The sequence below is a fragment of the Plantactinospora sp. B5E13 genome (assembly GCF_039871775.1).
In the GTDB taxonomy this organism is placed as follows: Bacteria; Actinomycetota; Actinomycetes; order Mycobacteriales; family Micromonosporaceae; genus Plantactinospora.
This window is the reverse complement of the sequence record NZ_JBDPLT010000062.1, coordinates 18,663-43,773: the sequence shown is the minus strand read 5'-3', so window position 1 is coordinate 43,773 and position 25,111 is coordinate 18,663. Positions and strand designations below refer to the sequence as shown.

The window sequence follows — 25,111 nt, the reverse complement described above, 5'->3', positions numbered from 1 at the left end:
GCACCGTCCCGGCGGTGTCCGGTGCCGGGACGGTGCCGCGCGGCCGCCCGTCCCCGGCGGCGTCGGGCGGTGAACCGCAGGGGGCGGCGATTCCGCCGCCCCCTGGTCACGCCGCTGTCGGCACGGTGAGGATCTCGGCTCCCTCGTCGGTGATGGCGATCGTGTGCTCACTGTGCGCGGTCCGGCAGCCGGTCGCGCTCCGCAGGGTCCAGCCGTCGGCGTCGGTGACGAGCTTGGCGGTGTCCGCCATGACCCACGGCTCCAGCGCCAGCAGCAACCCGGGGCGCAGCCGGTAGCCGCGACCGGGCTGACCGGTGTTCGAGATGTGCGGGTCCTGGTGCATCGTCGATCCGACGCCGTGACCGCCGAACTCGGTGTTGACCGAATATCCCGCCTCGCGGAGGACCGTGCCGATGGCGTGGGAGATGTCGCCGGTCCGGGCCCCCGGCCCGGCCGCGGCGATCCCGGCCCGCAACGCGCGCTCGGTCGCGTTGATCAGCGCGACGCTCTCCGCCGGGCGCGCGTCGCCCACGATGAAGCTGACGGCGGAGTCGGCGACAACGCCACCCTTGGCGACGGCGAGGTCGAGCGTCAGCAGGTCGCCGTCGGCGAGTGCGTAGTCGTGGGGCCGGCCGTGGAGTACGGCGTCGTTGACCGAGGTGCAGATGTAGTGGCCGAACGGCCCACGTCCGAAGGACGGCTCGTAGTCGACGTAACAGGACTGCGCCCCGGCCTTGATGATCATCGACTGGGCCCAACGGTCGATGTCCAGGAGGTTGGTGCCCACCCCGCAGCGGGTCCTCAGCGTCTGCAGGATGTCGGCGACCAGGGCGCCCGCCGCCCTGGCTCGGGGTAGTTCGCTCGGGTTCAGGATCTCGATCATGCGACGCCCACTCGGTCGGCCAATAAATATCCCGGCCATATTATCCCGGTACTACAATCGGCGTCATGGTCAGGTTGCCGCTCACCGCCGCCGAGGTCGAGCGCGGGCAGCGCCTCGGCGCCCTCCTGCGCCGCGCCCGGGGGGAGCGTTCGATGCTCGGCACCGCGCTGGCCGCGGGCGTCTCACCGGAGACCCTTCGGAAGATCGAGTCCGGTCGGGTCGCCACCCCGGCCTTCCCGACCATCGCGGCGATCGCCGACGTCCTCGGCCTCTCCCTCGACGCGGTGTGGTCGGAGATCAACCGACCGGAGGGCCGGGTCGACTTCGCCGCGTCGGGCCACAACCCGGCGCAGCGGTTGGCCTCCTGAGCACCGGATCCACCATCTGCCCCGCGACACCGCTGGCCACCGTGCCGCTACCGGTGACGACGCTTCCGGCCCGGGGTGCCGTGGCTGGCCGGTTTCCCACCGCGCGTCCGTGACGCCGTACCGGACCGGGTCGCGGCGGACCGGGTTGACGCCTGCGCGGCAGCGGCCGACCAGTGTGTCGGGCGGGTCAGCGCCGGCGGCAGGCCGGTGCGGGCATCGCCCCGGGCCGCGTCGAGCTGGGACTGGCTCAGGAAGATGCTTCCGGTCAGGTCGGCGCCGCGCAGGTCGGCGCCGCGCAGGTCCGCCCCGGTCAGGTCGGCCAGGTGCAGGTTCGCGCCGCGCAGGTCCGCCCCGATCAGGTACGCCCCACGCAGGTTGCCGCCGCGCAGGTCGACCCGGCGCAGGTCGGCTCCGATCAGGTCGGCGCCCCGTCGGTCGGGGCCGGACCGACCAGCGCCGCCGCGGACGAGTTCACTGGTCCGGACCAGCAGGGGGTTGACGTACCGGCGGTGGTCGTCGACGTCGACGGCGACCAGGAGGTCCGGCCCGCCCCGGGTGAGGGCCACGATCTGGTCCCGGGCCCTCCCGAGTTCGTCCGCCAGGCCGTCACCGGGCGGCAGCGCCCCGGTCAGGGCCAGCGCCTCGGTCAGGTAGTAGAGCAACTCGTGCAGGTGCCGCATGACCGGGAAGACCGCGAACATCGGTCCGGCGAGCGCCGGCTCGTCCCGCCAGTTGCGTCCGCCGAAGGTCACCTGGGTGACCTGCTGCCCGGCTCCGAGGCAGTCGAAGACGGTACATCCGGCGAAACCCCGGTCCCGCAGCTGCGTGTGGATGCCGCACCCGAAGTCGTCGCCGAGATTGGGGCAGGCCCGGCCAGCGGGCTTGTCGATGGCGAAGTCGGCCGAGGCGGCGAAGGCGGGCACCACGCAGCAGAGCCCGGCGCAGCGGGCGCAGTCGGCCCGCAGCCCGGCCCGACCGTCGGCCGGGTCGGGCTGGTCGGGCTGGTCACCGCTCCGGCCCAGGCGCAGGTTGACCGGGACGCCGGTTTCGCCGCACCCGGCGGTTGCCGCGTTCTCCGCGCTCACGATGCCGCTCCCCCGTTCCCCGCCGCCCCCGGTGGGCGGGCTGAGCTGGGACAAAGGGTACCGGCCGGACGACCACGCGGCCCAGGGCGGAAAGATTCGGGTGATCCACTTCTACCGGCCAACCCGCATTCATCCCCGACCTCTACCGTCCGATCGATTCTCCACCCTGACGAGATGAGGAACGATGGGAGTTTTCAAGCGGGTCGGTGTCGGCGCCGCGGTCGCCGCCCTGGCGGTCACCCTGCCGGCCGCGGCGTCGGCCGCGAACCGGGGTGACTGGGGGCGCGCCGAACTGGTGAAGTTCGCCGTGCTGCCGGCCGAGACCTACGTGCCGGGGAGCGAACCGGCCGGGTCGCTGCTCGGCACCGCGCCGGTCAACGGGATCGCCGCCCCCTTCGCCGACCAGCCGGTCCAGGGCTTCAGCGGCGTCCTGCGCAACAGCGACGGCACGTTCGACGTGCTCTCCGACAACGGGTTCGGCAACAAGGCGAACAGCGCGGACTTCCTGCTACGTATCCAGCGGGTCGCGCCGGACTTCGGTACCGGCCGGATCGACGTGGTGGGCGGGCTCAACCTCACCGACCCGAACGGCCGCGTACCGTTCCCGCTGACCCGGCCGGACCGGGTGCTGACCGGCGCCGACTTCGACGTCGAGTCGATCACGCGTACGGCGGACGGGACGTACTGGATCGGTGACGAGTTCGGCCCGTACCTGCTGCACTTCGACCGGGCCGGCCGGCTGCTGGACGCACCGGTGCCGCTGCCCGGGGTGTTCGCACCGGAGAACCCGGACCGGGGTACGACGCCGGCCAACCTGAACAGCAGCAAGGGCTTCGAGGGCATGGCGCAGTCCCCCGACGGCCGCTTCCTCTACCCGCTGCTGGAAGGGACGGTCGCCGGTGACCCGGCCGGTGCGTTGCGGTTCAACGAGTTCGACCTGACCAGGGGGGCGTACACGGGTCGGCGCTGGACGTACCAGTTGGACGCGCCGGGCAACGCGATCGGTGACGCCATCGCCGTCGACCGGGACCGTTTCCTGGTCATCGAGCGGGACAACGGCGAGGGCGCCACGGCGGTGACGAAGAAGATCTACCTCGCCGACCGGCGGGACCGGAACCGGGACGGCCAACTGGACAAGACCCTGGTGGCCGACCTGATGGACATCAGCAACCCGAAGCGGATCGGCGGCTTCGAGCGGCGGTTCACGTTCCCGTTCCAGACCATCGAGGACGTGGTCGTCCTCGACGACCGCACCATCGCGGTGCTCAACGACAACAACTTCCCATCCTCGGCCGGTCGTACGCCGGGCGTGGCGGACAACAACGAGTTCATCGTGCTGAGGTTGGACCGTGGCCTCGACGCGGACAAGCGGATCCTGGACCGCCGCTGACCCGCCGACCGCAGCGGCGGTGGCGCCTGCTTCCGCGTCACCGCCGCTGCGCTGTCTCAGCCGCCCTGTCCGGCCGGCTGCGGCTCGGGCTCGGCGGCCGGCAGCGGCTCGCCGGTCTCGAGCAGCGTCTTCAGGCTGGAGAGCAGTTCGGACCAACCGCCGCCGACGCTGTCGAGCAACGCGCTGTCGGGCGCGAAGCCCTCGTGTACGACGGTCAGCCGGACCACCTCGCCACGCGGCTCGATCTCGAACCGGATCCGGGTCCGCGGCTCCTCGGCCAGTTTGGCGACCTCGGCCGGATCCATCTCGTACGCCGCGGCGAACTCGGGCGTGAAGCTGTGCCAGGTGTAGGAGAGCAGCCGGTGCGGTTCGGACTCGAGGACCACCTGGGCCGGGTCGGCGATCCGCGCGCCGTTCGGCAGCACCCAGACCACCGGTGAACCGACCTGCCAGTCGGATTCGAAGGTCACCCCCCAGTACCGCGTGGTGAACGCGGGATCGGTCAACGCCTGCCAGAGGCGTTCCGGGGTGGTCCGGATGAAGCTCGTGTGGACGAATTCGCGGGTGTCCATGGGCGTCTGCTCCAATGCTCGTTTGAGGTCGGCGAGGGCGGTGACCCGCCCGCGCTCGTACCGCTGGATCCAGCGGTCGGCGATGGCGTTGATCGGCTCCGCGTTGAGGTAGTGCAACTTCTCCCGGCCACGCCACCGCGTGGTGATCAGGTTCGCCGCCTCCAACACGGCCAGGTGCTTGCTCACGGACTGCCGGGTCGACGCCCTGCCGGCGCAGAGTTCACGCAGGCTCTGCCCGTTACGGGCGTTGAGGTCGTCGAGCAGTTGCCGTCGGGTGGCGTCGCCGAGTGCCCGGAAGACCGCGTCCATGCTCTCGTTTCCGGTGTGCACCCGTGCCCCCTCGGTCCGCCCTGACGCAAACATGCAACCAGTTGGCTGCCTGTCGGGCAGAATAGGCAGCCAACTGGTTGCATGTCAACGCCGGGCCCTCGGGGTCAGCCGGGCAGGGTCAGACCGCCGATCGGCGCCAGCACCTCGCCGGTGTAGTACGACGAGAGCTGGTCACTGGCGAAGAAGACGTACGACGGCGCGATCTCGTCCGGCTGTGCCGCCCGCCCCATCGGCACCTGCTGGCCGAACTCCTGCACCTTGTCGGCGGGGAAGGTGGCCGGGATCAGTGGAGTCCAGACCGGGCCCGGCGCCACGCAGTTCACCCGGATCCGCTTCTTGATCAGCGACTGTGCCATCGAGTAGGTGAACGCGATGATCGCGCCCTTGGTCGCCGAGTAGTCGATCAGGTGGTCGTTGCCCTTGAGCCCGTTTATCGAGGCGGTGTTGATGATCGCCGAGTTCTCCGGCAGGTGGTCGAGGGCGGCCCTGGTCACCCGGTAGTAGCTGTGGATGTTCACCGCGAAGGTGTGCTGCCACTGCTCCTCGGAGATCTCGGTCAGCGAGTCCGCGGTCCGCTGGTAGGCGACGTTGTTCACCAGCAGGTCCAGGCCACCCAGCTCCGCCACGGTCTGCGTCACGACCTCCCGGCAGTGCTCCGCCCGGGCCAGGTCGCCGGGAAGCAGTACGCAGCGACGACCGGCCGCCTCCACCAGCTTCGCGGTCTCCCGGGCGTCCTCGTGTTCGGTGAGGTAGGCGATCGCCACGTCGGCGCCCTCCTTGGCGAACGCGACCGCCACCGCCCGGCCGATCCCGGAGTCGCCGCCGGTCACCAGCGCGCGGCGACCACGCAGCAGGTCGCGGCCGGTGTAGTCGGCCATCCGGTCCCGGGGACTCGGCGCCATCTCGTCCGACTCGCCCGGATACGGCTGCTCCTGAGGTGACGGTCGGGGCATATCGTCGAAAGAGTTCATTTCCCGCCGGTACCCGAGGTCTGCCCCGGACAAACGGCCGGTGACGCCGGCCGGATGCACCCGTCGGCCGGCGAGCAGGACGCGTGACCGTCAGCCGGCTGACCGGAGCACGGACGACCCGGTCGCGGATCAGTCGGCGAGCAGGTCACGGACGGCGTACTCGGCCGCCGGTCCGGGCTGCACCACCGCCCGGACCGGCGCACAACCGCCCGGACAGCTCAGGCGACCGCCTCGCGGGCCCGTACCGGGTCGTCGGCGTACAACGCCAGCCGGGCCAGCCGTTCGCAGTCCGGGTACGACCGCTGCGCGAGCGCGGCCCGGACCCGGGGCAGTGCCCGACCCGACATCGACAGGCTGGTGACCCCGAGCCCGACCAGCACCGGAGCCAGCAGCGGGTCGGCCGCTGCCTCACCGCAGACCCCGACCGGCTTGCCCGCCGCCCGGCCGGCCGCGCCGACCTCGGCGATCAGCCGGAGCAGCGCCGGCTGCCACGGATCGAGCAGGTCGGCCAGGACCCCGCTCTGCCGGTCCGCCGCGAAGGTGTACTGGCTCAGGTCGTTGGTGCCGATGCTGAGGAAGTCGACCTCCTCCAACAGCTGCCCGGCGCGTAGCGCGGCGGCCGGCACCTCGATCATCACCCCGGCCCGGGGCAGCCCGGCGGCGTACACCGCGGCGGCGAACTCGGCCGCCTCGGCCCGGGTGGCGACCATCGGCGCCATCACCGAGACCTCCGCCCCGGTCCGCCGCGCCGCCTCGGCGATCGCGGCCAGCTGGGTACGCAGCAGTTCGGGCCGTTGCCGGGCCAGCCGCAACCCGCGTACGCCGAGCGCCGGATTGGGCTCGTCCGGCTGGTTCAGGAACGACAGCGGCTTGTCCGCGCCCGCGTCGAGGGTACGGATCACCACCCGCCGCCCGGGCAGCTCGGCGAAGACCCGCCGGTACGCCTCGGCCTGCTCAGCCAGCCCCGGTTCCCGGCTCCGGTCGAGGAAGAGCAGTTCGGTGCGGAACAGCCCGATCCCCTCCGCCCCGGCGACGGCGGCCAGGTCCCGGGCCGAGCCGATGTTGCCGAGCAGGGCGACCGGACGCCCGTCCGCGGTACGCCCCGGGCCGGTGACCTCGACCGCCTCGGCGAGACGCGCCCGGTCGGCCGTTTCGGCGGCGGTCACCTCGGCCGGGTCGACGCCGACCCGGACCACGCCGGTGCCGCCGTCGACCAGCACGACCGTCCCCTCCGACAGCTCCCGTACGGCCGGACAGGCGACCACCGCCGGCAGCCCGAGCGCCCGGGCCAGGATCGCGGTGTGGCTGGTCGGCCCGCCCTCCTCGGTCACCAGTGCGGCGACCTGCTCCGGGTCGAGGTCGACGGTGTCGGCCGGAGCCAGGTCCCGGGCAGTGAGTACGTACCGGTGTCCGGGGGACGGTACCCCGGGCATCGGTCGGCCGAGGCAGACCGCGACCGCCCGGTTGCGCAGGTCGTCGAGGTCGGCGACCCGCTCGGCCAGATAGCCGCCGGCCGCCTCGAACGCCGTACGGTGGCCGGCGAAGGCCGCGTCGACGGCGTGCGGGGCGTCCAGCCCGGCACCGACCTGGTCCCGGACGGTGTCCCGGAGCACCGGGTCGTCGGCCATCATGGCCTGGGCCCGGAGCACGTCGACCAGGGTTCGCTCGGTGGCCCGGTCGGCCCGGCGGGTCAGCTCGGCGACCACCTCGGCCAGGGCCGCCACCGCCCGGTCGGCCTCGACGGCCGGCTCGGTCACCGGCGTCGGTTCGGGCAGCGCCGGCACCTCGGCGACCCGGAGCACCGGGCCGCCGGCCAACCCCGGACTGACCCCGATCCCCCGCAACGATCCCGGGACCGCCGGATCGGATACCGGACCGGCCGGACCGATGGCCGGATCGATGGTCGGATCGATGGCCGGCTCGGCCAGGGGCGGCGCGGCCGGATCGATGGCCGGCTCGGCCGGGCTCAGGGGCGGCGCGGCCGGGTCAGGCATCGGCGGGCTCCTCGGCGTCCAGGTCTCGGGCCAGCAGGTCGGCGAGGGTGTCCAGGGCGACCTCGGCGCCCTGGCCCTCGGCCTCGATGACCACCTCGGTGCCCCGCCGGGCGCCGAGGGAGAGGACCGAGAGCATGCTGTGCGCCGGCACCGGTCGCTTGTCGCCGGTCCGGATGGTCACCGGGACCGGGGCCGCGGCGGCGGCCGCGACGAACAGCGCCGCCGGCCGGGCGTGCAGACCGCTGGCGGAACCGATGGTGACCGTACGGGTAGCCATGGTGCCCCCTTTCAGGGCTCGATGGTGACCTTGATGGCCTCGCCCCGGGCGACCACGCCGAAGGCGTCGATCGCCTGGTCCAGCGGAAGCCGGTGGGTGATCAGGTCGGCGACCGGCACCGCGCCGGTGGCGACCAGCCGGAGCGCCTCGGCGTTGTGCGCGGGGCTGGAGCCGTTGGCGCCGACGATGGTCAGTTCGCGGTAGTGCACCAGGTTCGAGTCGACGGAGACGACCGGGTTGTCCTTCGGCAGCCCGCCGAAGAAGCTGATCCGGCCCTGCCGGGCGGCCATCTGCACGGCCTGCTCCTGGGCCGCTCCCGAGGCCGCCGCCGTGATGATCACGTCGGCGCCGCGTCCGTCGGTGAGCTTGAGGATCTCGTCGACCGGGTCGACCTCGGCGGCGCAGATCGCCGCGTCCGGGTGCACCAGCGCGGCGGCCATCTCCAGCCGTTCCCGGTTCAGTTCGACCAGGAAGACCCGCGCGGCGCCGCGGGCCCGGGCCAGCCGGACGTGCAGGCAGCCGATCGGTCCGGAGCCGACCACCACGACGTCGTCGCCGGTGCCGACCCGGGCCAGTTCCTGCCCGTTGAGGACACAGGCGAGCGGCTCGGCCACCGACGCCTCGGCGTACCCGACGCCGTCCGGGATCCGGTTCAGTCCGTCGACCGCCAGCACCTTCGCCGGTACGACCAGGTACTGCGCGAACCCGCCCTCGTAGTGGTAACCCATCGACTCCTGGTTGGGGCAGACGGTCAGCCGGCCACGCGTGCACTCGGCGCAGGTGCCGCACGGGATCGCGGCGATCACCTGCACCCGGTCTCCCGGTGCCCAGCCGGTCACCTCGGCGCCGGTCTGCACCACCTCGCCGGCAATCTCGTGGCCCATCACCCGGGGCGGCCGGATGTGGTGGTGCCCGAACTTGGAGATCTTGACGTCGGTGCCGCAGGTCGAGCAGTTGCGTACCCGGATCTTGACGTCACCCGGGCCCGGGGTCGGCTCCGGGACGTCCTCGATGCGGACGTCGGCGGGGGCGTGGAATCGAACGGCCTTCATGCTGTGCTGTCCTCCCGCGCCGACGCGAGCAGCGTCAGCACCTCGTCGGGGTCGGTGGCCTCGCGCAGCGCGCGGGCCCGGTCGGGGTCGAGCAGGATCTCGGCGAGGGCGGCCAGCAGTTCGACGTGTCCGTCGCCCCGGGCCGCGATCGCCACGCAGACGGTGACGGGCTGGCCGCCCCAGTCCACCGGGGCGGGAAACCGGAGCACCGCGAGCGCGTCCCGGTGCACCAGCTCCTTGCCGGCGAGGGTGCCGTGTGGGATGGCCACCCCCTCGCCGACGTACGTCGAGACGGAACGCTCCCGGGCGAGCATCGCGGCGACGTACGCCGGGTCGACCGCGCCGGTCTCGGCCAGCACCTCTCCGCAGCGTCGGATGGCGGTGTCCCGGTCGGCGGCGGTCTCGGTCAGTCGGATCGCCCGCCGGTCGAGCAGGTCGGCGTCAACCACGGACCTCGTCGCCCTTCTCGATCGCCCGGACCACCGCGGTCACCGCCGGGTCGCCGAGGAAGACCTGGAACGGTACGACGACCTTGTCCGGCGCAGAGGCCCTGGCCCGTTCGGCGAGTCCGCTGTGGGTGATCACTACGTCGGCGTCGGCCGGGATGGAGTTGACCGGGGTGTGTTCCACGGTGACCGAGAACTTCTTGAGCTGCCGGCGGAGTTGGCTGGCGAGCATGACACTGCTGCCCATTCCGGCGTCGCAGGCGACCACGACCTTGTGGATGTCCCTACCGTTGATGCTGCCCATGGTGGTCCCTTTCTGGTTGGTCGGGTGGACTGGTCGGCCGGTCAGCGATCGACCCCGGCCGACGTGCCGGAGCGTGGTCCGGCACCGGCTGACGCGTCCGGCTCCGCTGCGGCCGGGGCCGCCGGGACGCCGTCCGCCGACGGGGCGTGGGCGACAATGGCCGTGCCGTCCGGGCTGTCCGTCGACCCGGCCGCGACGACGGCTTCGGCCCGGTCGCCGTTGCGCCGGCCGAAGCCGAGCAGCGCGGCGGCGACCACGAACGACACCCCGGTGGCGATCAGGATCCCGAGCGCCATGCCGAACCAGCCACCTCTCGGGGTGACCGCCGCGTAGGCGAAGATGCTGCCGGGCGACGGGGTGGCGACCAGTCCGGCCCCGGTGACCATGAAGGTGCCGACGCCGGCGGCGCCGCCGGCGATCATCGCCAGGATCAGCCGCGGCTTCATCAGCACGTACGGGAAGTAGATCTCGTGGATGCCGCCGAGGAAGTGGATGACGCCGGCGGCCGGCACACTCGGCCGCAGCGACCGTGGTCCGAAGAGGAGGAACGCGAGCAGCAGGCCGAGGCCAGGTCCCGGATTCGACTCGATCATGAACAGGACGGACCGGCCGGTCTCCTGCGCCTGGGCGACCGCCAGCGGCGACAGTACGCCGTGGTTGATCGCGTTGTTCAGGAACAGCACCTTGGCCGGCTCGACCAGCACCGAGGCGACCGGCAGCAGGTTGTGCCCGATCAGCCAGTCCACCCCGCTGCCCGCCCAGTCGCTGAGCCGGCCGACCACCGGGCCGACCACCCAGACGCCGACCAGGGCCATGCCACCGCCGATGATCCCGGCGGAGAAGTTGTCGACAAGCATCTCGAAGCCGGGTCGGATCCGGTCCTGGACCAGGTTGTCGAAGAGTTTGAGCAGGTACGCCGTCAGTGGGCCGATGGCCATGGCGCCGAGGAACATCGGGATGTCGGCGCCGACGATGATGCCGACCGTGGCCACCGCGCCGACGACGGCGCCGCGCTGGCCGTGCACGATCCGGCCGCCGGTGTAGCCGATCAGGATCGGCAGCAGGCTGAAGATCATCGGGTCGACGAGTGCGGCCAGGTGCTTGTTCGGCAGCCAGCCGGTGGGGATGAACAGCGCGGTGATCAGGCCCCAGGCGATGAACGCGCCGATGTTGGGCATGACCATTCCGGCCAGGTGCCCGCCGATCCGCTGGACCTGGGCCTTGAAGCCGGCGCCCTGGACCTCCGGTGTGTATGACACGGCCATGGGGGGACTCCTTCGCGAGGGATGACCCGCGTTACCGAACGCGGTGGGGGTCGTCGGTCTGTCCGTGCGTCGCGGCGGCGCTCTCGAACGTGGGAGTGGGACGGGAATCGGTGGCGGACATGGCCGGTCAGCCCTGCGGCAGCAGCGGTCGGACCAGGTCCGGTCGGGGGTGCAGTCGGACGGTGTCTCGGTCCAGGTCGGCCGGCCCGGGCATCCGACTGCCGGGGAGGCTGACCGCCGCCGCGCCCCAGGCGAGACCCTCGGCGAGGGCGGCAGCTCCCCGGGCGCCGGCGGCCAGGAAGCCGGCCAGCAGGGCGTCGCCGGCTCCCACGGTGCTCTTCGGCTGGGCGACCGGCGACTCGCCGACCACCACGCCGTCGGCGTCGACCAGCACCGCGCCGTCGGCGCCGAGGCTGGCCAGCACCGCGCCGGCGCCCCAGTCCCGCAGTCGGGCGGCGGCGTCGACCACGTCGCCGAGCGAGTCCAGCGGGGTGCCGACCGCCTCCGCGAGTTCCTCCCGGTTGGGTTTGACCAGTGCCACGCCCGCCTCGGCGGCGGCCCGCAGGGCCGGCCCGCTGGTGTCGACGGCGAGCCGTACCCCGGCGGCGACGAGGCGGGCGCAGAGTGCGCCGAACGCCGACACCGGCAGGCCCGGTGGCACGCTGCCGCAGGCCACCACCCAGTCGGCCGAGTCGGCCACGGCCAGTACCGCCTTGGTGACCGCGGCGAACTCGGCCCCGGTGAGCACCGGACCCGACTCGTTGACCTTGGTCACCGTGCCGTCCGGCTCGGCGAGGGTGATGTTCGACCGGGTACGACCGGCGATCGGCACCCCGATCAGGTCAACGTCCTCGGCCCGCAGCAGGTGGACGAGCTGGGCGCCCTCGGCACCGCCGACGGGCAGCACGGCGCGGGACGGTACGCCGTTGGCCAGCAGTGCCCGGGAGACGTTGACGCCCTTGCCGCCCGGGTCGAGGTGGGTGGAGGTGGCCCGGATGACCGCACCCCGGGTCAGCGCCCCGATCTCCATCGCCCGGTCGAGGCTGGGGTTGAGGGTGACGGTGAGGATCATGCGCGGACCACCCGTACGCCGGTCGCCTCGACGTCCTCGGCGAGTTCCTGGTCCAGGCCGCTGTCGGTGATCAGCAGGTCGAGGTCGTCGAGGGAACCGAACCGGGCCAGGTAGTCGTTGCCGATCTTCGTGTGGTCGGCGAGCAGCACCACCCGGCGGGCCGCCCCGATCATCGCCCGTTTGACCGCCGCCTCGGCCGGGTCCGGGGTGGTCATCCCGCGCTCGATCGAGCACCCGTTGGTGCCCATGAAGGCGACGTCGACGTAGAGCCCGGCGAGGGGGCGCAGTGCCCAGTCGTCCACGGTGGCCAGGGTCTTGCCGCGTACCCGGCCGCCGAGGAGCAGCACGGTGAGGTTGGGCTTGAGCCCCAGCCCGGCGGCGAGGACCGGGGAGTTGACCACCACGGTCAGTTCCCGGTCGGCGGGCAGCAGCTGGGCGAGCCGGGCGGTGGTGGTGCCGGCGTCGAGGATGACCGCTCCCTCCGCCGGCAGTTCGGCCAGGGCCGCCTTGGCGATCCGTTCCTTCTCGTCGACGAGTACGGCGTCCCGGGCGGCGAGCGCCGGCTCGAACCCGATCCGTTCCACCGGGATCGCGCCGCCGTGCACCCGGCGCAGCACGCCGGCCCGTTCCAGCACGGTCAGGTCGCGGCGGATCGTCTCCGCGGTGACGTGGAGGCTGTCGGCCAGCGCCATGACGTCGACCCGGCCCGCCTCCCGGGCCCGGCGCAGGATCTCCTGCTGACGTTCCTCGGCGTACATCTGCGTTCTCCTGCCCGATCGTTTTTGCTTGCCTTCTGTTTACGCCCGTTTCTGTGGTAAGTCAACATCCTGCCGCCCCAGAACGGTCATCCGCCTCCGGTCGCCGGTCGCCGCATGCGCCGGTCCGGTGTGGTGAAAAGCTTGAGGGCATGAGTTCCGACAACGCACCAGCCGCCCCACCGGTCGACCCGAGCCCGAACGACGCCGACGACGGCCCCGTCACCTTCGCCGACCTCGGCCTGCGGACCGAACTGCTGGAGGCGCTGAGCGCGCTGGGCTACGAGGAGCCGACGGCGATCCAGCGGGAGGCGATCCCACCGCTGCTCGCCGGGCGCGACCTGCTCGGGCAGGCGGCCACCGGAACCGGCAAGACGGCCGCGTTCGCGCTGCCGCTACTGCAGCGGATGCCGGCGGACCGCTCCGGAGATCCGGTGGCGCTGATCCTGGTGCCGACCCGCGAACTGGCCGTACAGGTTTCCGAGGCGATCCACCGCTACGGCCGGGACCTGGGGATCCGGGTGCTGCCGATCTACGGTGGGCAGCCGATCGCCCGGCAACTGCGGGTCCTCGACGGCGGGGTCGACGTGGTGGTGGCGACCCCGGGCCGGGCGCTGGACCACATCGCCCGGGGCACGTTGCGACTCGGCCGGCTCGCCACCGTGGTGCTGGACGAGGCGGACGAGATGCTCGACATGGGCTTCGCCGAGGACATCGAGGCGATCCTGCAGCACGTACCGGAGCAGCGGCAGACGGTGCTCTTCTCGGCCACCATGCCCAGCCGGATCGACGGGCTGGCCCGACAGCACCTGCGCGAGCCGGTGCGGATCGAGATCGCCCGGCAGCCGGCCCCGTCCGGCGCCGGCCCGCTGGTCCGGCAGATCGCGTACGTCGTCGCCCGCGCCCACAAGGCGGCCGCACTCGGCCGGGTCCTCGACGTCGAGTCACCGACCGCGGCGATCGTCTTCTGTCGCAGCCGGGAGGAGGTCGACCGGCTCACCGAGACGATGAACGGTCGCGGCTACCGGGCCGAGGCGCTGCACGGTGGCATGACGCAGGAGCAGCGGGACCGGGTGATGGGGCGGCTGCGGGCCGGTACGGCGGACCTGCTGGTGGCGACCGACGTGGCCGCCCGGGGGCTGGACATCGAGCAACTCACCCACGTGGTCAACTACGACGTGCCGTCGGCACCGGAGTCGTACGTGCACCGAATCGGCCGGGTCGGCCGGGCCGGCCGGCAGGGGGTGGCGATCACCCTGGCCGAACCCCGGGAACACCGGATGCTGAAGACCATCGAGCGGACCACCGGGCAACGCATCTCGATCGACAAGGTCCCGACCGTGGCGGACCTGCGGACCCGCCGGCTGGAGATGACCCGGGCCGCGCTGCACGAGAGCCTGTTGGAGGACGACCTCGACCCGTACCGGGTGATCGTGGAGACCCTCACCGACGAGTTCGACGTGATGGAGGTGGCGCTCGCGGCGGTGAAACTGGCCCACGAGACCACCGGCGGCAGCGTCGACGAGGAGGACATCCCGCAGGTCGGATTCCGTGTCGAGCGGGACGGCCGGGGCCGCCGGGACGGCGGACGCGACGGCGGGCGGGACGACCGGCGTGGCGGCCGTCCCCGGCCCGGCGGCATGACCTGTCTCTTCATCGGGGTGGGCCGACGGGCCGGGATCCGACCGCAGGACCTGGTCGGCGCGATCACCGGCGAGACCCAGGTCAGTGGCCGGGAGATCGGGGCGATCGAGATCGCGGACCGGTTCTCCCTGGTCGAGGTTCCGAACGCGGCCGCGGCCGAGGTGATCGCGAAGCTGCGGCAGAGCACCATCAAGGGCCGCCGGGCGACGGTACGCCGGGACCGGGAGGACAGCCGGGACCAGTGACATCGGGCCGGCGTCCGGGGGCGCGGCGAAGGTAGCATGGAACATCGACAATCGTTGATGTGCTGCACGGAGGTGTCCCGATGGCCCCGCCACTGCCCCGCCCCCGGCCGCCGCGACTGTTCCGGCGGTTCCGGCCGCGCCGCCCGCTGACCGCCCTGGCGGTCCTGGCACTCGTCACCACCACGGTCGCCGGGCCCGCCCGGGCCGCCGCCCCGACGTCGGTCCGGCTGGACAACCCCTACCTCGGAGCCAGGGTGTACGTGAACCCGGAGTGGTCGGCACGCGCCGCCACCGAGCCGCTCGGCGCCGCGGTCGCACACCAGCCCACCGCGGTCTGGCTGGACCGGATCACCGCGATCGACGGCACCGGCGCGACCATGGGACTACGGGCCCACCTCGGTGCGGCCCTCGGGCAGGATGCCGACCTCGTCCAACTCGTCCTCTACAACCTGCCCGGCCGGGACTGCGACCGCCGGGTCAGCCAGGGCGAGCTGACCGTGGCCGAACTCGACCGGTACCGGACCGAATTCGTCGACCCGATCGCCGAGATCCTCGCCGACCCGGCCTACGCAGGCCTGCGGATCGTGGTTGTCGTCGAACCGAACTCGCTGCCCAACCTGATCACCCACACCTCGCCCCGGCCCGCCGCGACCGCCGGTTGCGACGAAGTCCGGGCCGCCGGCAGCTACCTGAACGGGATCGGGTACGCCCTGGCCCGGCTCGGCCCGATCGCCAACGTCTACCCGTACCTCGACCTCGGGGAGCACGGGAAGCTCGGTCGACCGGCCGACCTGGCCCCGATCGCCCCGCTCTACTCCGCCGCCGCCCGCGCCGGCGGCGGCACCCTCGCGAACGTGCACGGCTTCGTCGTCAACACCGCCGGCTACGCGCCGCTGACCGAGCCGTTCTTCCAGGTCGGCGACGTGGTCAACGGGGAACCGGTGACCGGGACGCGGTGGGTCGACGGCAAGGCCTTCGTCGACGAACTGCCGTACGCGCAGCAACTGCGCCCGTACCTGGTCGGCGCCGGGTTCCCGAACGGCATCGGCTTCCTGGTCGACACCTCCCGCAACGGCTGGGGCGGCGCCGGCCGACCCACCGGCCCCGGCCCCCGGACCACCGTCGAGGAGTACGTCGAGACCAGCCGGACCGACCGGCGCGGCTGGGACGGCAACTGGTGCAACCAGACCGGCGCCGGAATCGGGGCCCGCCCGGTCGCCGCCCCGGCCGCCGGCATCGACGCGTACGTCTGGGCGAAGCCGCCCGGTGAGTCCGACGGTGCCAGCGACGTGCTCGGCGCCAACCGGCCGTACGAGCCGATGTGCGACCCGTGGTACCGGCCGTCCGCCGCGCCGTACGTCCGCACCGGCGCGCTCGGCAACGCCCCGCCGTCCGGACAGTGGTTCCCGGCGCACCTCCGGCAGCTGCTGGCGAACGCCTGGCCACCCCTGCCTTGACATCCTCTTGGGCGGCCCTCCCGCGCGGGCCTCCACTCCCGCCCTGAAGGGCAGAGCACTGGCCCGCATTTACGGTAGCCGACCTCGGCCGGGTGTGTGTCCGCCGGCGCGAGGGCTCACGACGCCCGGACGACGGCGACCGGAGTCGGCGCGTGCTGCAGGACGGCCTGGCTGACCGAGCCCAGCAGCAGGCCGGCGAAGCCACCCCGGCCTCGGGCGCCGACCACCACGAGTTCGGCGCCGGCCGCCTGCTGGACCAGTACCTCGGCCGGTCGTCCCGAGACGGTCGCACTGCGGGTCAACACGTTCGGATACTTCTCGCCCCATCCGGCGAGCGCGTCGGTCAACAGCCGGGCCTCGGACGCGGCCGGATCGCCGCCGGCCGGGCCGGACGCGGCCCGGCCGTTCCCGCCACCCGGCCGTCCCGGGCGGGCGACATGCACCGCCGCGACGCCGAGCGCGTGCCGGTGGGCGTACTCGAAGGCGAACCCGACCGCGAGCGCCGACAGCTCGGAGCCGTCCACGCCGACCAGCACCTCGCCGGGGACGACGACGGCGGCGGACGACTCGTGGGCCTCACCCCGGACGACCACAACCGGGCCGGCGGCGTGGGCGGTGACCTGGACACCGACCGAACCGAGCAGCAGGCCGGCGAAGCCGCCGAGGCCACGACTGCCGACGACCACGAGTTCGGCGCCGTGGGACGCCTCGATCAGCGCCGGCGCCGGCGCGCCTTCCGGCAGTTCGGTGGAGACCGCCAGGCCGGGCGCGACCCGACGGGCCCGGTCGGCGGCACCGTCGAGAATCCGCTCGGCCTGCTGACGCAGGCCGGCGTCGGGCGGGGCCATCGGCGCCGGACCCAACGGGACGTGCAGCATCGGCCAGATGAACGCGTGCACGACCCGTAGCGGCCGGCCGCGCAGCCGGGCCTCCTCGGCGGCCCAGTCCAGGGCACGCAGACTCTCCGCCGAGCCGTCGACCCCGACGACAACGCCGGGGGGTGACGTGCTGGTCATGATCGGCCCTCCGGTCGGTGGGTGACGTGCGCGGGAGTCATGGGTCAAACGGTGAAACGGCACCGGAGGTCACGTGCCGGCCGGGCTGTCGCCGCCGGAAGCCGCGCCGGCCGGGGCCCTCCCGCCCGGGCCTGCGGCCGGCGCGCCCCGCGCATCCGACACGCCGTTTCAGGCCACGCCGATCGGCTGGCTCGGCCACGGCCGGGCGTCGGGCAGGTCCTGGTCGTCGAAGTCGTAGCCCAGGTCGTTGTGCACCTCGACGACGCCGCCGACCCGGGCGGCCAGCCGCCCGGCGATCTCTACCGAACTGCGCCGATCCAACCGGCCGGTCAGGGTGACCACACCGTCGCGTACCTCGACCCCGACCTGGGCCGGCTCCACCGCGAGCACGCGGCGCAGCACCCCGTGCACCACGTCGTGCCGGATGTCGGCGTCCGGGCGCAGAAAGACCTTCAGCAGGTCGCCACGGGTCACGATGCCGACGACCCGGCCGAGTCCGTCGACCACCGGCAATCGCCTGACCTGCTCACGCTCCATCAGTTCGGCGGCGGCCAGGGTGGTGCCCGAGGTGGTGGCCACCGCCGGCGCTGTCATCAGCTCCGCCGCCGCGCCCGCCGCACCCTTACGCCGGCCGGTACGCCGGGCCAGTCGCCGGAACGGGTGCTGCTCGCCGGGCTGGCCGAGCAACTCCACCTTGTGCAGCAGGTCCTCGTCGCGCCCCTGGTCCGACGGTATGGCCGACGCCGGTCCCGGCGGCAGGGCCGGTCGGCACCCGGGTCGGAGGACCTGTGGCGCGAGCCTCCGGGCCGGAAGGCCCTGTCCGGACAGGCCGGGTCAGGCGTTACCTGGAGGCGTCCGAAGCCCGACGCGCGAAGGAGACTCTGATGACCACCCGACCGATCGTCGTCGGCTACGACGGCTCGCCGTCCGCCCGGACCGCACTCGACTGGGCACTCGACGAGGCCGCCCGTACCCGGCGTCCGCTGCTGCTGGCGTACGCCTTCGAATGGTTCGCGGTCGCCGCGGCGGTGTCCCCCGAGGTCGCCACCTGGCCTGACCCGACCGCCCGACGGGACGCCGAGGTGCTGGTCCAGACCGCGGCGGTGGAGGCGGCGGAGGCCCACCCCGGAGTGATCGTCACCGGGGTGCTGCTCGACGGGCCGGCGTCCGTCGCGCTCACCGAACGCTCCCGCCAGGCCGCCCTGCTGGTGCTCGGCAACCGTGGCCACGGCGGTTTCACCGACCTGCTGCTCGGCTCGACCAGCGTCGCCGTCTCGGCGCACGCCCACTGCCCGGTGGTGGTGGTCCGCGAGGCGATGACGGATCCGGCGGATCCCCGGACCGACGTGGTGGTCGGAATCGACGGCTCGCCCTGTTCGCTGCTGGCTCTCGGCTACGCCTTCGACCGGGCCGTCGAGCGGGACGTCCGACTCCGGGTGATCCGCGCCTGGACCCCGCCACCGCCGCAGTACATCCCGTTCAACTACAACCCGGCCGAGATCACCGCCGCCGAACGGGCCGCCCTCGACGACCTGCTGGTCGACTGGCGACAGAAGTACCCCCAGGTGGAGGTGGTCGCCGAGGTGGTCGCCGACGCGCCCAGCCGGGCCCTGGTCAACGCCAGCCGCGCCGCGGACCTGGTGGTCGTCGGTTCCCGGGGACGTGGCGGTTTCCGGGGCCTGCTGCTCGGCTCGGTCAGCCAGCAGGTGCTGCACCACAGCCGCTGCCCCGTCGCGGTCGTCCGGGAGATGCCGTCGGACACCGATCCGGCGCAGGTCGGCTGACCCGGTCCGGTCGGCACCGCGCAGCGCACCACACACCGCGAGCGCCCGGGTGCACGTCGACGTCAACGGCACAGACGTACACGCCCGGGCCGAGGCGCCGACGCTGGTGGAGGCGGTGGACCTGATGCAGGACCGGCTCCGCGGCCAACTGGCCCGGCTGGATCGCCACTGAACCACCGGGTACGTCCGGCACGGCGACGCCGTACCGGACGTACCCGCCCGACCTTGTGGAGGAACGATGGCCCGGCAGCGGATCGCGGTCGGACTGGACGGTTCGGCGTCGGCGCGGGCCGCCCTCGCCTGGGCGGCCCGGGTCGCGGCCCGGCACGGCGCCGGGCTGCTGGTGGTGACCGCCTGGCCGGACGCCGCCCGGGACCGGGACCGGGCCACCGGCCACCTGGCCCGGGCCCGGGAACGACTGGACCGGATGCAACGCACCGCGATCGAGGCCGCCACCGCCGGACCGGTCCGGATACGCGTCGTCGCCAGGGAGATCGTCCTCGGCGACCCGGTCGCCGCGTTGTGCCACGCGGGTGCCCTCGCCGACCTGGTGGTGGTCGGCGGCGATCCGGGCGTCGGCCCCGCGCCGGAATCGGTCGCCGTCACCGTCGCCCGCCGGCTCGCCGGCTCGACCCGGCGCGGCCCGGCCGTGGTGTCGGTGACGGCCGCCCACGTCGGCGACGCCGCGACCGCCTCGCCGAACGGCACCCGCGGCCGGGTCCTTCGGCCCTGCCCCGAGCCTCCCGCCGGCGGGAGGCTGGAAACGCGACCGAAGGAGGAGCCATGGCGCCAACCACCGGCACGACGACAAGCCGGCCCGAATGGCGTGGGTTCCACGGCACCGCCTGGCGGAACAGGATCGACGTGGCGACGTTCGTGCGGGACAACGTCACGCCGTACCACGGGGACGCCGCCTTCCTGACCGGCCCGACGCCCCGGACCCTGGCGATCTGGGAACGGCTGCGGGAGATGATGGTCGAGGAGCGACGGCTCGGCATCTACGACGTCGACCCGCACACCCCGTCGACGATCACCTCACACCCCCCGGGCTGGATCGACCGGGACCGGGAACTCATCGTGGGCCTGCAGACCGACGCGCCGCTGCGCCGGGCGATCATGCCGGCCGGCGGGCTGCGGATGGTGGAGAACGGGCTCGCCGCGTACGGCTATCCGCTGGGCCCCGAGGTGCAGCGGATCTTCACCAGCTACCGCAAGACCCACAACGCCGCCGTCTTCGACGCCTATCCGACGGACGTGCTCGCCGCGCGGCGCTCGCACGTGATCACGGGGCTGCCCGACGCGTACGGCCGGGGCCGGATCATCGGCGACTACCGGCGGGTGGCGCTCTACGGCGTGGACCGGCTGATCGAGGAGCGGAAGGCGATCAAGGCCGGCCTCGACGACCGGCGACGACCTGCTCGACGCGACCGACCTGGTGCTGCTGGACGTCAAGTCGTGGGATCCGGCGACGTACCGCCGGGTGACCCGGACCGGCGACGTGGGGCCGACGGTGCGGTTCGCCCGCCGGCTGGCGGCCCGCGGCACCCGGATGTGGATCCGGTACGTGCCTCGTGCCCGGCCTGACCGACGACCCGGCCAACGTGGCCGGAGTGGCCGACCTCGTCGCGGGCCTGTCCACGGTGGATCGGGTCGACGTGCTGCCGTTCCACCGGCTCGGCGCCGGCAAGTACCGCGAACTCGGCATCCCGTTCCCGCTCGCCGACACGGAGCCGCCGACGCCGGAGCAGGTGGAGCGGGTCCGGGACCGGTTCCGGGAGCACGGACTGGTGGCGACCTGACCGCCCGCCGTCGTTCAGTAGTACTGCCGCATCAACTCGTCGGCCCAGGCGGGCTGGGCGACCGGGACACGCGGGGCGAACTCCCGCAGGTACGGCTTGATGTCCAGCACCGGGGTGCCGTCCAGGGCGTCGAGGTCGGCCACGTGCAGGTCCCGGCCGTCCACCCTGAGCAGGCGGCAGCGGGAGACGCCGAGCCGGTTGGGCCGGTTCGGGCCCCGGGAGGCGAAGATGCCGACCACCGGGTAGCGGGATTCGCCCCGGACGTGCCGGGCGGCCGGGTTGACCCGGGCCGGATCGATCCGGTCGAAGAGGAACACCACCTCGAGGTGGGAGAAGTCCGTCAGGCCGAGGGTGGCGTCGTCGGGCAGGTGGTCGGCGATCCGGATCACCGCCTGCTCGTCGTGCCAGTTGTCCTCGTACGCCTCGGCCCGGCCGCCGACGACCCGGCCGACCGGTTCCACCCGGTATGTCATCTCCGCCTCACCTGACATGCCATCTCCGCCTCGGTCCTCGTCGCCGGGTCGGCCACCCGACCCGGCGTGTCGTGCTCAGGAACGGTCCAGGGTCAGCGCCTGCTCGACGTACTCGCGCAGCGCCTCCGGCCGCACCGCCTCCCGCCGCCGGATCTTGACATGCCGGGTGGTCTTGCCGACACCCTCCAGCAGGCCGTGTCCGTCGATGAACTCGGCCCCTCGGGAAAAGGCGAAGGTGAGGTGGGTCTTGCTCCGGCTGATGATCGCCACGATCCGGTTTCCCCGCCAGGCGAGCGAGCCACTGCTGATCACCTCCCGTGCCTCGGGAGCGGACTCCGCCATCAGATCCCGGAGCACCGCCACAATCTCCTGGTGCTCCGGCGAGAGGGTGCGGAGGTAGTCGTCGATGCTGGTGTCGGTCATCGGTAGGTCCCTTCGACAGTGCGCTGGCTGCGTGGGTCCAGCCTGCCCGGCGCGCCTTACCGTTCCCTTACGGTCCGACCCGGGCGGGCGACCCTGCCGGCACCTCGGCGGGCGGAGATCGAATGGGCCGACAATAGGAGGACCGGCCGGTGGCGGCCGGTGCAGCCGAAAGGTCAGGTGAGCCGTGGCTCCCAGCGTGTACGTCGCCGGACTTGGACCCGGCGCCGGTAAGGCGACGGTCGCACTCGGCCTGGCCGAGCTGCTCTCCCGGCGGGTCGCCCCGCTCGGGATGTTCCGGCCGATCGTGCCGGAGGCTCGGGAGGACCCGGTGCTGGCCCTGCTCACCGCCCGGTATCCGGTCGCCGCCGGCTATCCCGACTCGTACGGGGTGACCAGCGTCGAGGCGGCCGGGCTGGCCGCCGAGGGACGACAGGAGGAGCTGATCGGCCGGATCGTCGCCCGCTACCGCGAACTGGAACGCCGGTGCGCCGCCGTGGTGGTGGTCGGCGGGGACGTCAGCGCCGGTGCCGACGGATCGTCGACCGGGCCGGACCGGCTGCTCGCCTTCCACGCCCGGCTCGCCACCGAGTTCGGCAGTGTGGTGGTGCCGGTGGTGGACGGGCTGGACCGGAGCCCGGAGGTGGTCGCCGCCGACGCCCGGACCGCGTACCACGACGTCGTGGAGGCGGGCGGCACGGTGCTGACCGTGATCGCGAACCGGGTGCCGGCCGGCACCCCGGCCCCGACCGGGCTGCCGGTGCCGGCGTACGCGATCCCGGAGGTGCCGGTGGTCTCCGCGCCGACGGTGGCGGAGGTGGCCGCCGCACTGGACGCGACGGTGCTCTCCGGCGGGCCGGCCGCGCTGGACCGGGACGTGCTGGACGTGGTGGTGGGCGCCGCCCACGTGCCGGTGCTGCTCGACCACCTCACCGAAGGCTGTCTGATGATCACACCGGGCGACCGGGCCGACCTGCTGGTCGCGGCGAGCGCGGCGCACGCCGCCGGGGTGGTGAACGTCGCCGGGCTGGTCCTCACCCTCGGCGAGCATCCCGACCCCCGGGCGGTACGGGTCATCGAACGGCTCGGTACCGGGCTGGCCGTGCTGGTGACCAAGACCGACAGTTACCACACGGTCAACGCGGTCGGCCGGATCGAGGGCCGACTCTCGGTCACCACCCCACGCAAGGTCGACGCCGCGCTCGGCGCGTTCGAGGCGCACGTCGACGGCGCCGAACTCTCCCGTCGGCTGGAGGTGACCCGGTCGCACCGGGTCACTCCGCTGATGTTCGAGAACGACCTGATCGACCGGGCCCGGACCCGGCGCCGGCACCTGGTACTGCCGGAGGGGGCGGAACGCCGGATCCTGCGGGCGGCGGAGACCGTGCTGCGCCGCGGGGTCGCCGACCTGACCCTGCTCGGCGACCCCGCGGAGATCACCCGCCGGGCCCACGAGCTGGGGGTGGACCTCGGCCGGGCCCGGCTGGTCGATCCGGAGCACAGCGACTGGCGTGACGGGTTCGCGGCCCGCTACACCCAGCTCCGCCGGCACCGGGGGATGACCCCGGAGCTGGCGTACGACCTGGTCCGGGACGTGAACTACTTCGGGACCCTGATGGTGGACGCCGGGCTCGCCGACGGCATGGTCTCCGGCTCCACCCACACCACCGCCGCCACGATCCGGCCGGCGTTCGAGATCATCAAGACCGTGCCCGGGGTGTCGGTGGCGTCCAGCGTCTTCTTCATGCTGCTCGCCGACCGGGTGCTGGCGTACGGCGACTGCGCGGTCAATCCCGACCCGGACGCGGCCCAGCTCGCCGACATCGCGCTCTCCAGCGCCGACACCGCCGCCCGGTTCGGCATCGAACCCCGGGTGGCGATGCTGTCGTACGCCACCGGCACCTCCGGCACCGGCGCGGACGTGGACAAGGTCGCCGAGGCGACCGCGTTGGTCCGGGCCCGCCGGCCAGAGCTGCCGGTCGAGGGTCCGATCCAGTACGACGCCGCGGTCGACCCGACGGTCGCGGCCACCAAACTGCCGGACAGTCCGGTCGCCGGGCACGCCACGGTGCTGGTCTTCCCGGACCTGAACACCGGCAACAACACGTACAAGGCGGTGCAGCGGTCGGCCGGGGCGGTGGCGGTCGGCCCGATCATGCAGGGGCTGCGCCGGCCGGTCAACGACCTGTCCCGGGGGGCCACCGTGAAGGACATCGTGAACACCATCGCCATCACCGCGGTCCAGGCGGCCGCCGCCCCGGACCCGGACGGGCCCGCCGGGGTACTGCCGGAGGCCAGCGGGGTGCCGGCGCCGGCCGTCGGAGAGGACGTCATCCGGTGAGGATTCTCGTGTTGAACAGCGGTTCCTCGTCGCTGAAGTACCGGCTCTTCGCCCGGGTCGGCGACGCCCCCGAAACGCTGGACCAGGGGCTGGTGGAACGGATCGGCGAGCCCGGCGGCGACGCCCCGGACCACGCGGCGGCGCTGCGGCACGTCCTCGGCCGGGTCGACCTGACCGGGCTGGCCGCGGTCGGCCACCGGGTGGTGCACGGCGGCACCGAGTTCACCGCGCCGACGCTGCTCGACGACACCGTGGTCGCCGCCATCCACCGGCTGGTACCGCTGGCGCCGCTGCACAATCCCGCCAACCTGACCGGGATCGCGGTGGCCCGGCAACTGCTGCCGGACGTGCCGCAGGTCGCGGTCTTCGACACCGCGTTCCACGCCACGATGCCGCCGGCCGCCCGCGCGTACGCGCTCGACGCCGAGCTGGCGGCCCGGCTGGGGATCCGTCGGTACGGCTTCCACGGCACCTCGCACGCGTACGTCTCGCGGCGGACGGCGGAGTTGCTGGACCGGCCGCCGGAACGGCTGAACCTGATCACCCTGCACCTGGGAAACGGGGCGAGCGCCTGCGCCGTTTCCGGTGGGCGCAGCGTGGCAACCTCGATGGGCCTCTCCCCACTCGCCGGACTGGTGATGGGGACCCGCAGCGGCGACCTGGACCCGGCGGTGCTGTTCCACCTGCACCGGGTCGGTGGGCTGTCGGTGGACGAGATCGACGAGCTGCTCAACCAGCGGAGTGGGCTGCGCGGGTTGGCCGGCGACAACGACATGCGGGCCGTACTGCGCCGCCGTGCGGCCGGCGACCCGGCGGCGGGCCTCGCCTTCGACGTCTACTGCCGGCGGATCACCGAGTACGTCGGCGCCTACCTGGCGGTGCTCGGCCGGCTCGACGCGATCACCTTCACCGGCGGGGTCGGTGAGCACTCCCCCGACGTCCGGGCCGGCGCGCTGGCCGGGCTGACCGGGTTGGGCATCACCGTCGACCCGGAACGCAACCGCGGCTCCGCGCCGGTCATCTCCCCGCCCGACGCCCCGGTCACGGTCTCCGTGGTGCCGACCGACGAGGAACGGGAGATCGCCGAACAGGTCCGGGGGGTGCTGGTCGGCGACGCTGGGTGATCCAGCCGTCGTCCAGAAAATAGCGGTAGGTCGATTGCTACGGT

At 73.2% G+C, this 25,111-nt stretch carries 25 protein-coding genes and 2 pseudogenes; 11 read left to right on the top strand and 16 right to left on the bottom strand.

The features are described 5' to 3' along the window. Nucleotides 1-106: 106 nt before the first annotated feature. Nucleotides 107-883 (bottom strand): type I methionyl aminopeptidase, encoded by a 777-nt coding sequence (map, locus tag ABGB05_RS33570; protein WP_347657984.1) that lies wholly within the window; start codon nucleotides 881-883, stop codon nucleotides 107-109. Between the two features lie 65 nt (nucleotides 884-948). Here map and ABGB05_RS33565 point away from each other — a divergent pair, with 65 nt between their 5' ends. Further along, nucleotides 949-1,251, top strand: a complete 303-nt coding sequence (locus ABGB05_RS33565) for a helix-turn-helix transcriptional regulator (RefSeq protein ID WP_347657983.1) — start codon at nucleotides 949-951, stop codon at nucleotides 1,249-1,251. Nucleotides 1,252-1,298: 47 nt separating this feature from the next. Here the strand turns inward: ABGB05_RS33565 and ABGB05_RS33560 are convergent, their stop codons facing one another. Continuing rightward, nucleotides 1,299-2,216, bottom strand: a complete 918-nt coding sequence (locus ABGB05_RS33560; protein ID WP_347657987.1) for a pentapeptide repeat-containing protein — start codon at nucleotides 2,214-2,216, stop codon at nucleotides 1,299-1,301. A 304-nt stretch (nucleotides 2,217-2,520) separates the two neighbouring features. Here ABGB05_RS33560 and ABGB05_RS33555 point away from each other — a divergent pair, with 304 nt between their 5' ends. Further along, entirely contained in the window at nucleotides 2,521-3,726 is a 1,206-nt protein-coding gene (locus ABGB05_RS33555) for an esterase-like activity of phytase family protein (RefSeq protein WP_347657982.1), read from the top strand. Between the two features lie 56 nt (nucleotides 3,727-3,782). Here the strand turns inward: ABGB05_RS33555 and ABGB05_RS33550 are convergent, their stop codons facing one another. The 10 genes from ABGB05_RS33550 to ABGB05_RS33505 all read right to left on the bottom strand — a co-directional run bounded on the left by ABGB05_RS33550 (nucleotide 3,783) and on the right by ABGB05_RS33505 (nucleotide 12,767). Beyond that, nucleotides 3,783-4,628 (bottom strand): SRPBCC domain-containing protein, encoded by an 846-nt coding sequence (locus ABGB05_RS33550; RefSeq protein WP_347657981.1) that lies wholly within the window; start codon nucleotides 4,626-4,628, stop codon nucleotides 3,783-3,785. Nucleotides 4,629-4,732: 104 nt separating this feature from the next. Continuing rightward, nucleotides 4,733-5,599 (bottom strand): SDR family oxidoreductase, encoded by an 867-nt coding sequence (locus tag ABGB05_RS33545; protein WP_347657980.1) that lies wholly within the window; start codon nucleotides 5,597-5,599, stop codon nucleotides 4,733-4,735. 218 nt (nucleotides 5,600-5,817) lie between these two features. Beyond that, entirely contained in the window at nucleotides 5,818-7,593 is a 1,776-nt protein-coding gene (gene ptsP / locus ABGB05_RS33540; RefSeq protein ID WP_347657979.1) for a phosphoenolpyruvate--protein phosphotransferase, read from the bottom strand. Beyond that, nucleotides 7,586-7,870 carry an HPr family phosphocarrier protein gene (locus ABGB05_RS33535; RefSeq protein ID WP_347657978.1) on the bottom strand — a complete coding sequence of 95 codons (285 nt, stop codon included), beginning with the start codon at nucleotides 7,868-7,870 and terminating at the stop codon, nucleotides 7,586-7,588. The genes ptsP and ABGB05_RS33535 overlap by 8 nt, the downstream gene beginning before the upstream one ends. Before the next feature lie 11 nt (nucleotides 7,871-7,881). After that, nucleotides 7,882-8,922 carry a zinc-dependent dehydrogenase gene (locus ABGB05_RS33530; protein WP_347657977.1) on the bottom strand — a complete coding sequence of 347 codons (1,041 nt, stop codon included), beginning with the start codon at nucleotides 8,920-8,922 and terminating at the stop codon, nucleotides 7,882-7,884. After that, nucleotides 8,919-9,371 carry a PTS sugar transporter subunit IIA gene (locus ABGB05_RS33525; protein ID WP_347657976.1) on the bottom strand — a complete coding sequence of 151 codons (453 nt, stop codon included), beginning with the start codon at nucleotides 9,369-9,371 and terminating at the stop codon, nucleotides 8,919-8,921. The genes ABGB05_RS33530 and ABGB05_RS33525 overlap by 4 nt, the downstream gene beginning before the upstream one ends. After that, a complete protein-coding gene (locus ABGB05_RS33520; RefSeq protein ID WP_347657975.1) occupies nucleotides 9,364-9,672 on the bottom strand; it encodes a PTS lactose transporter subunit IIB in 309 nt (102 codons plus the stop codon). The genes ABGB05_RS33525 and ABGB05_RS33520 overlap by 8 nt, the downstream gene beginning before the upstream one ends. A gap of 41 nt (nucleotides 9,673-9,713) precedes the next feature. After that, nucleotides 9,714-10,937, bottom strand: coding sequence for a PTS mannitol transporter subunit IICB (locus ABGB05_RS33515; RefSeq protein ID WP_347657974.1), 1,224 nt, complete (start codon nucleotides 10,935-10,937; stop codon nucleotides 9,714-9,716). Between the two features lie 127 nt (nucleotides 10,938-11,064). After that, on the bottom strand, nucleotides 11,065-12,009 hold the full coding sequence (gene pfkB, locus ABGB05_RS33510; protein ID WP_347657973.1) for a 1-phosphofructokinase: 945 nt from the start codon (nucleotides 12,007-12,009) through the stop codon (nucleotides 11,065-11,067). Next, on the bottom strand, nucleotides 12,006-12,767 hold the full coding sequence (locus ABGB05_RS33505) for a DeoR/GlpR family DNA-binding transcription regulator (protein WP_347657972.1): 762 nt from the start codon (nucleotides 12,765-12,767) through the stop codon (nucleotides 12,006-12,008). The genes pfkB and ABGB05_RS33505 overlap by 4 nt, the downstream gene beginning before the upstream one ends. 149 nt (nucleotides 12,768-12,916) lie before the next feature. Here ABGB05_RS33505 and ABGB05_RS33500 point away from each other — a divergent pair, with 149 nt between their 5' ends. Together ABGB05_RS33500 and ABGB05_RS33495 are read left to right on the top strand one after the other, a co-directional pair. Continuing rightward, nucleotides 12,917-14,653 carry a DEAD/DEAH box helicase gene (locus tag ABGB05_RS33500; RefSeq protein WP_347657971.1) on the top strand — a complete coding sequence of 579 codons (1,737 nt, stop codon included), beginning with the start codon at nucleotides 12,917-12,919 and terminating at the stop codon, nucleotides 14,651-14,653. A gap of 80 nt (nucleotides 14,654-14,733) precedes the next feature. Then, nucleotides 14,734-16,110, top strand: a complete 1,377-nt coding sequence (locus ABGB05_RS33495; RefSeq protein ID WP_347657970.1) for a glycoside hydrolase family 6 protein — start codon at nucleotides 14,734-14,736, stop codon at nucleotides 16,108-16,110. Nucleotides 16,111-16,226: 116 nt separating this feature from the next. On the opposite strand, the gene ABGB05_RS33490 is transcribed toward ABGB05_RS33495, so the two are convergent. Together ABGB05_RS33490 and ABGB05_RS33485 are read right to left on the bottom strand one after the other, a co-directional pair. Continuing rightward, nucleotides 16,227-17,126, bottom strand: a complete 900-nt coding sequence (locus ABGB05_RS33490) for a universal stress protein (RefSeq protein ID WP_347657969.1) — start codon at nucleotides 17,124-17,126, stop codon at nucleotides 16,227-16,229. A 168-nt stretch (nucleotides 17,127-17,294) separates the two neighbouring features. Next, on the bottom strand, nucleotides 17,295-17,819 hold the full coding sequence (locus ABGB05_RS33485; RefSeq protein WP_347657968.1) for a CBS domain-containing protein: 525 nt from the start codon (nucleotides 17,817-17,819) through the stop codon (nucleotides 17,295-17,297). A 191-nt stretch (nucleotides 17,820-18,010) separates the two neighbouring features. Between ABGB05_RS33485 and ABGB05_RS33480 the strand changes: the two genes are divergently transcribed. From ABGB05_RS33480 to ABGB05_RS33460, 5 genes and pseudogenes are all read left to right on the top strand, one after another. Continuing rightward, nucleotides 18,011-18,910 carry a universal stress protein gene (locus ABGB05_RS33480; RefSeq protein ID WP_347657967.1) on the top strand — a complete coding sequence of 300 codons (900 nt, stop codon included), beginning with the start codon at nucleotides 18,011-18,013 and terminating at the stop codon, nucleotides 18,908-18,910. A 49-nt stretch (nucleotides 18,911-18,959) separates the two neighbouring features. Continuing rightward, a complete protein-coding gene (locus tag ABGB05_RS33475) occupies nucleotides 18,960-19,082 on the top strand; it encodes a hypothetical protein (RefSeq protein WP_347657966.1) in 123 nt (40 codons plus the stop codon). 66 nt (nucleotides 19,083-19,148) lie between these two features. After that, nucleotides 19,149-19,832: a universal stress protein gene (locus ABGB05_RS33470; protein ID WP_347657965.1), complete on the top strand. Its 684-nt coding sequence runs from the start codon at nucleotides 19,149-19,151 to the stop codon at nucleotides 19,830-19,832. Further along, nucleotides 19,775-20,290 (top strand): annotated as a pseudogene (locus ABGB05_RS33465) (pyruvate formate lyase family protein); the annotation flags it as partial. The gene ABGB05_RS33470 and the pseudogene ABGB05_RS33465, both read left to right, overlap by 58 nt. A gap of 191 nt (nucleotides 20,291-20,481) precedes the next feature. Continuing rightward, on the top strand, nucleotides 20,482-20,709 hold the full coding sequence (locus ABGB05_RS33460; protein WP_347657964.1) for a hypothetical protein: 228 nt from the start codon (nucleotides 20,482-20,484) through the stop codon (nucleotides 20,707-20,709). A gap of 14 nt (nucleotides 20,710-20,723) precedes the next feature. Here the strand turns inward: ABGB05_RS33460 and ABGB05_RS33455 are convergent, their stop codons facing one another. Beyond that, entirely contained in the window at nucleotides 20,724-21,182 is a 459-nt protein-coding gene (locus ABGB05_RS33455) for an SAM-dependent methyltransferase (protein WP_347657963.1), read from the bottom strand. A 75-nt stretch (nucleotides 21,183-21,257) separates the two neighbouring features. Then, entirely contained in the window at nucleotides 21,258-21,605 is a 348-nt protein-coding gene (locus ABGB05_RS33450) for a DUF1801 domain-containing protein (protein WP_347657962.1), read from the bottom strand. A gap of 184 nt (nucleotides 21,606-21,789) precedes the next feature. Here ABGB05_RS33450 and pta point away from each other — a divergent pair. Both pta and ABGB05_RS33440 read left to right on the top strand, forming a co-directional pair. Further along, nucleotides 21,790-23,850, top strand: a pseudogene (gene pta, locus ABGB05_RS33445) (phosphate acetyltransferase); the annotation flags it as partial. An 89-nt stretch (nucleotides 23,851-23,939) separates the two neighbouring features. Beyond that, nucleotides 23,940-25,067 (top strand): acetate kinase, encoded by a 1,128-nt coding sequence (locus ABGB05_RS33440; RefSeq protein WP_347657961.1) that lies wholly within the window; start codon nucleotides 23,940-23,942, stop codon nucleotides 25,065-25,067. The last annotated feature ends 44 nt before the right edge of the window (nucleotides 25,068-25,111 follow it).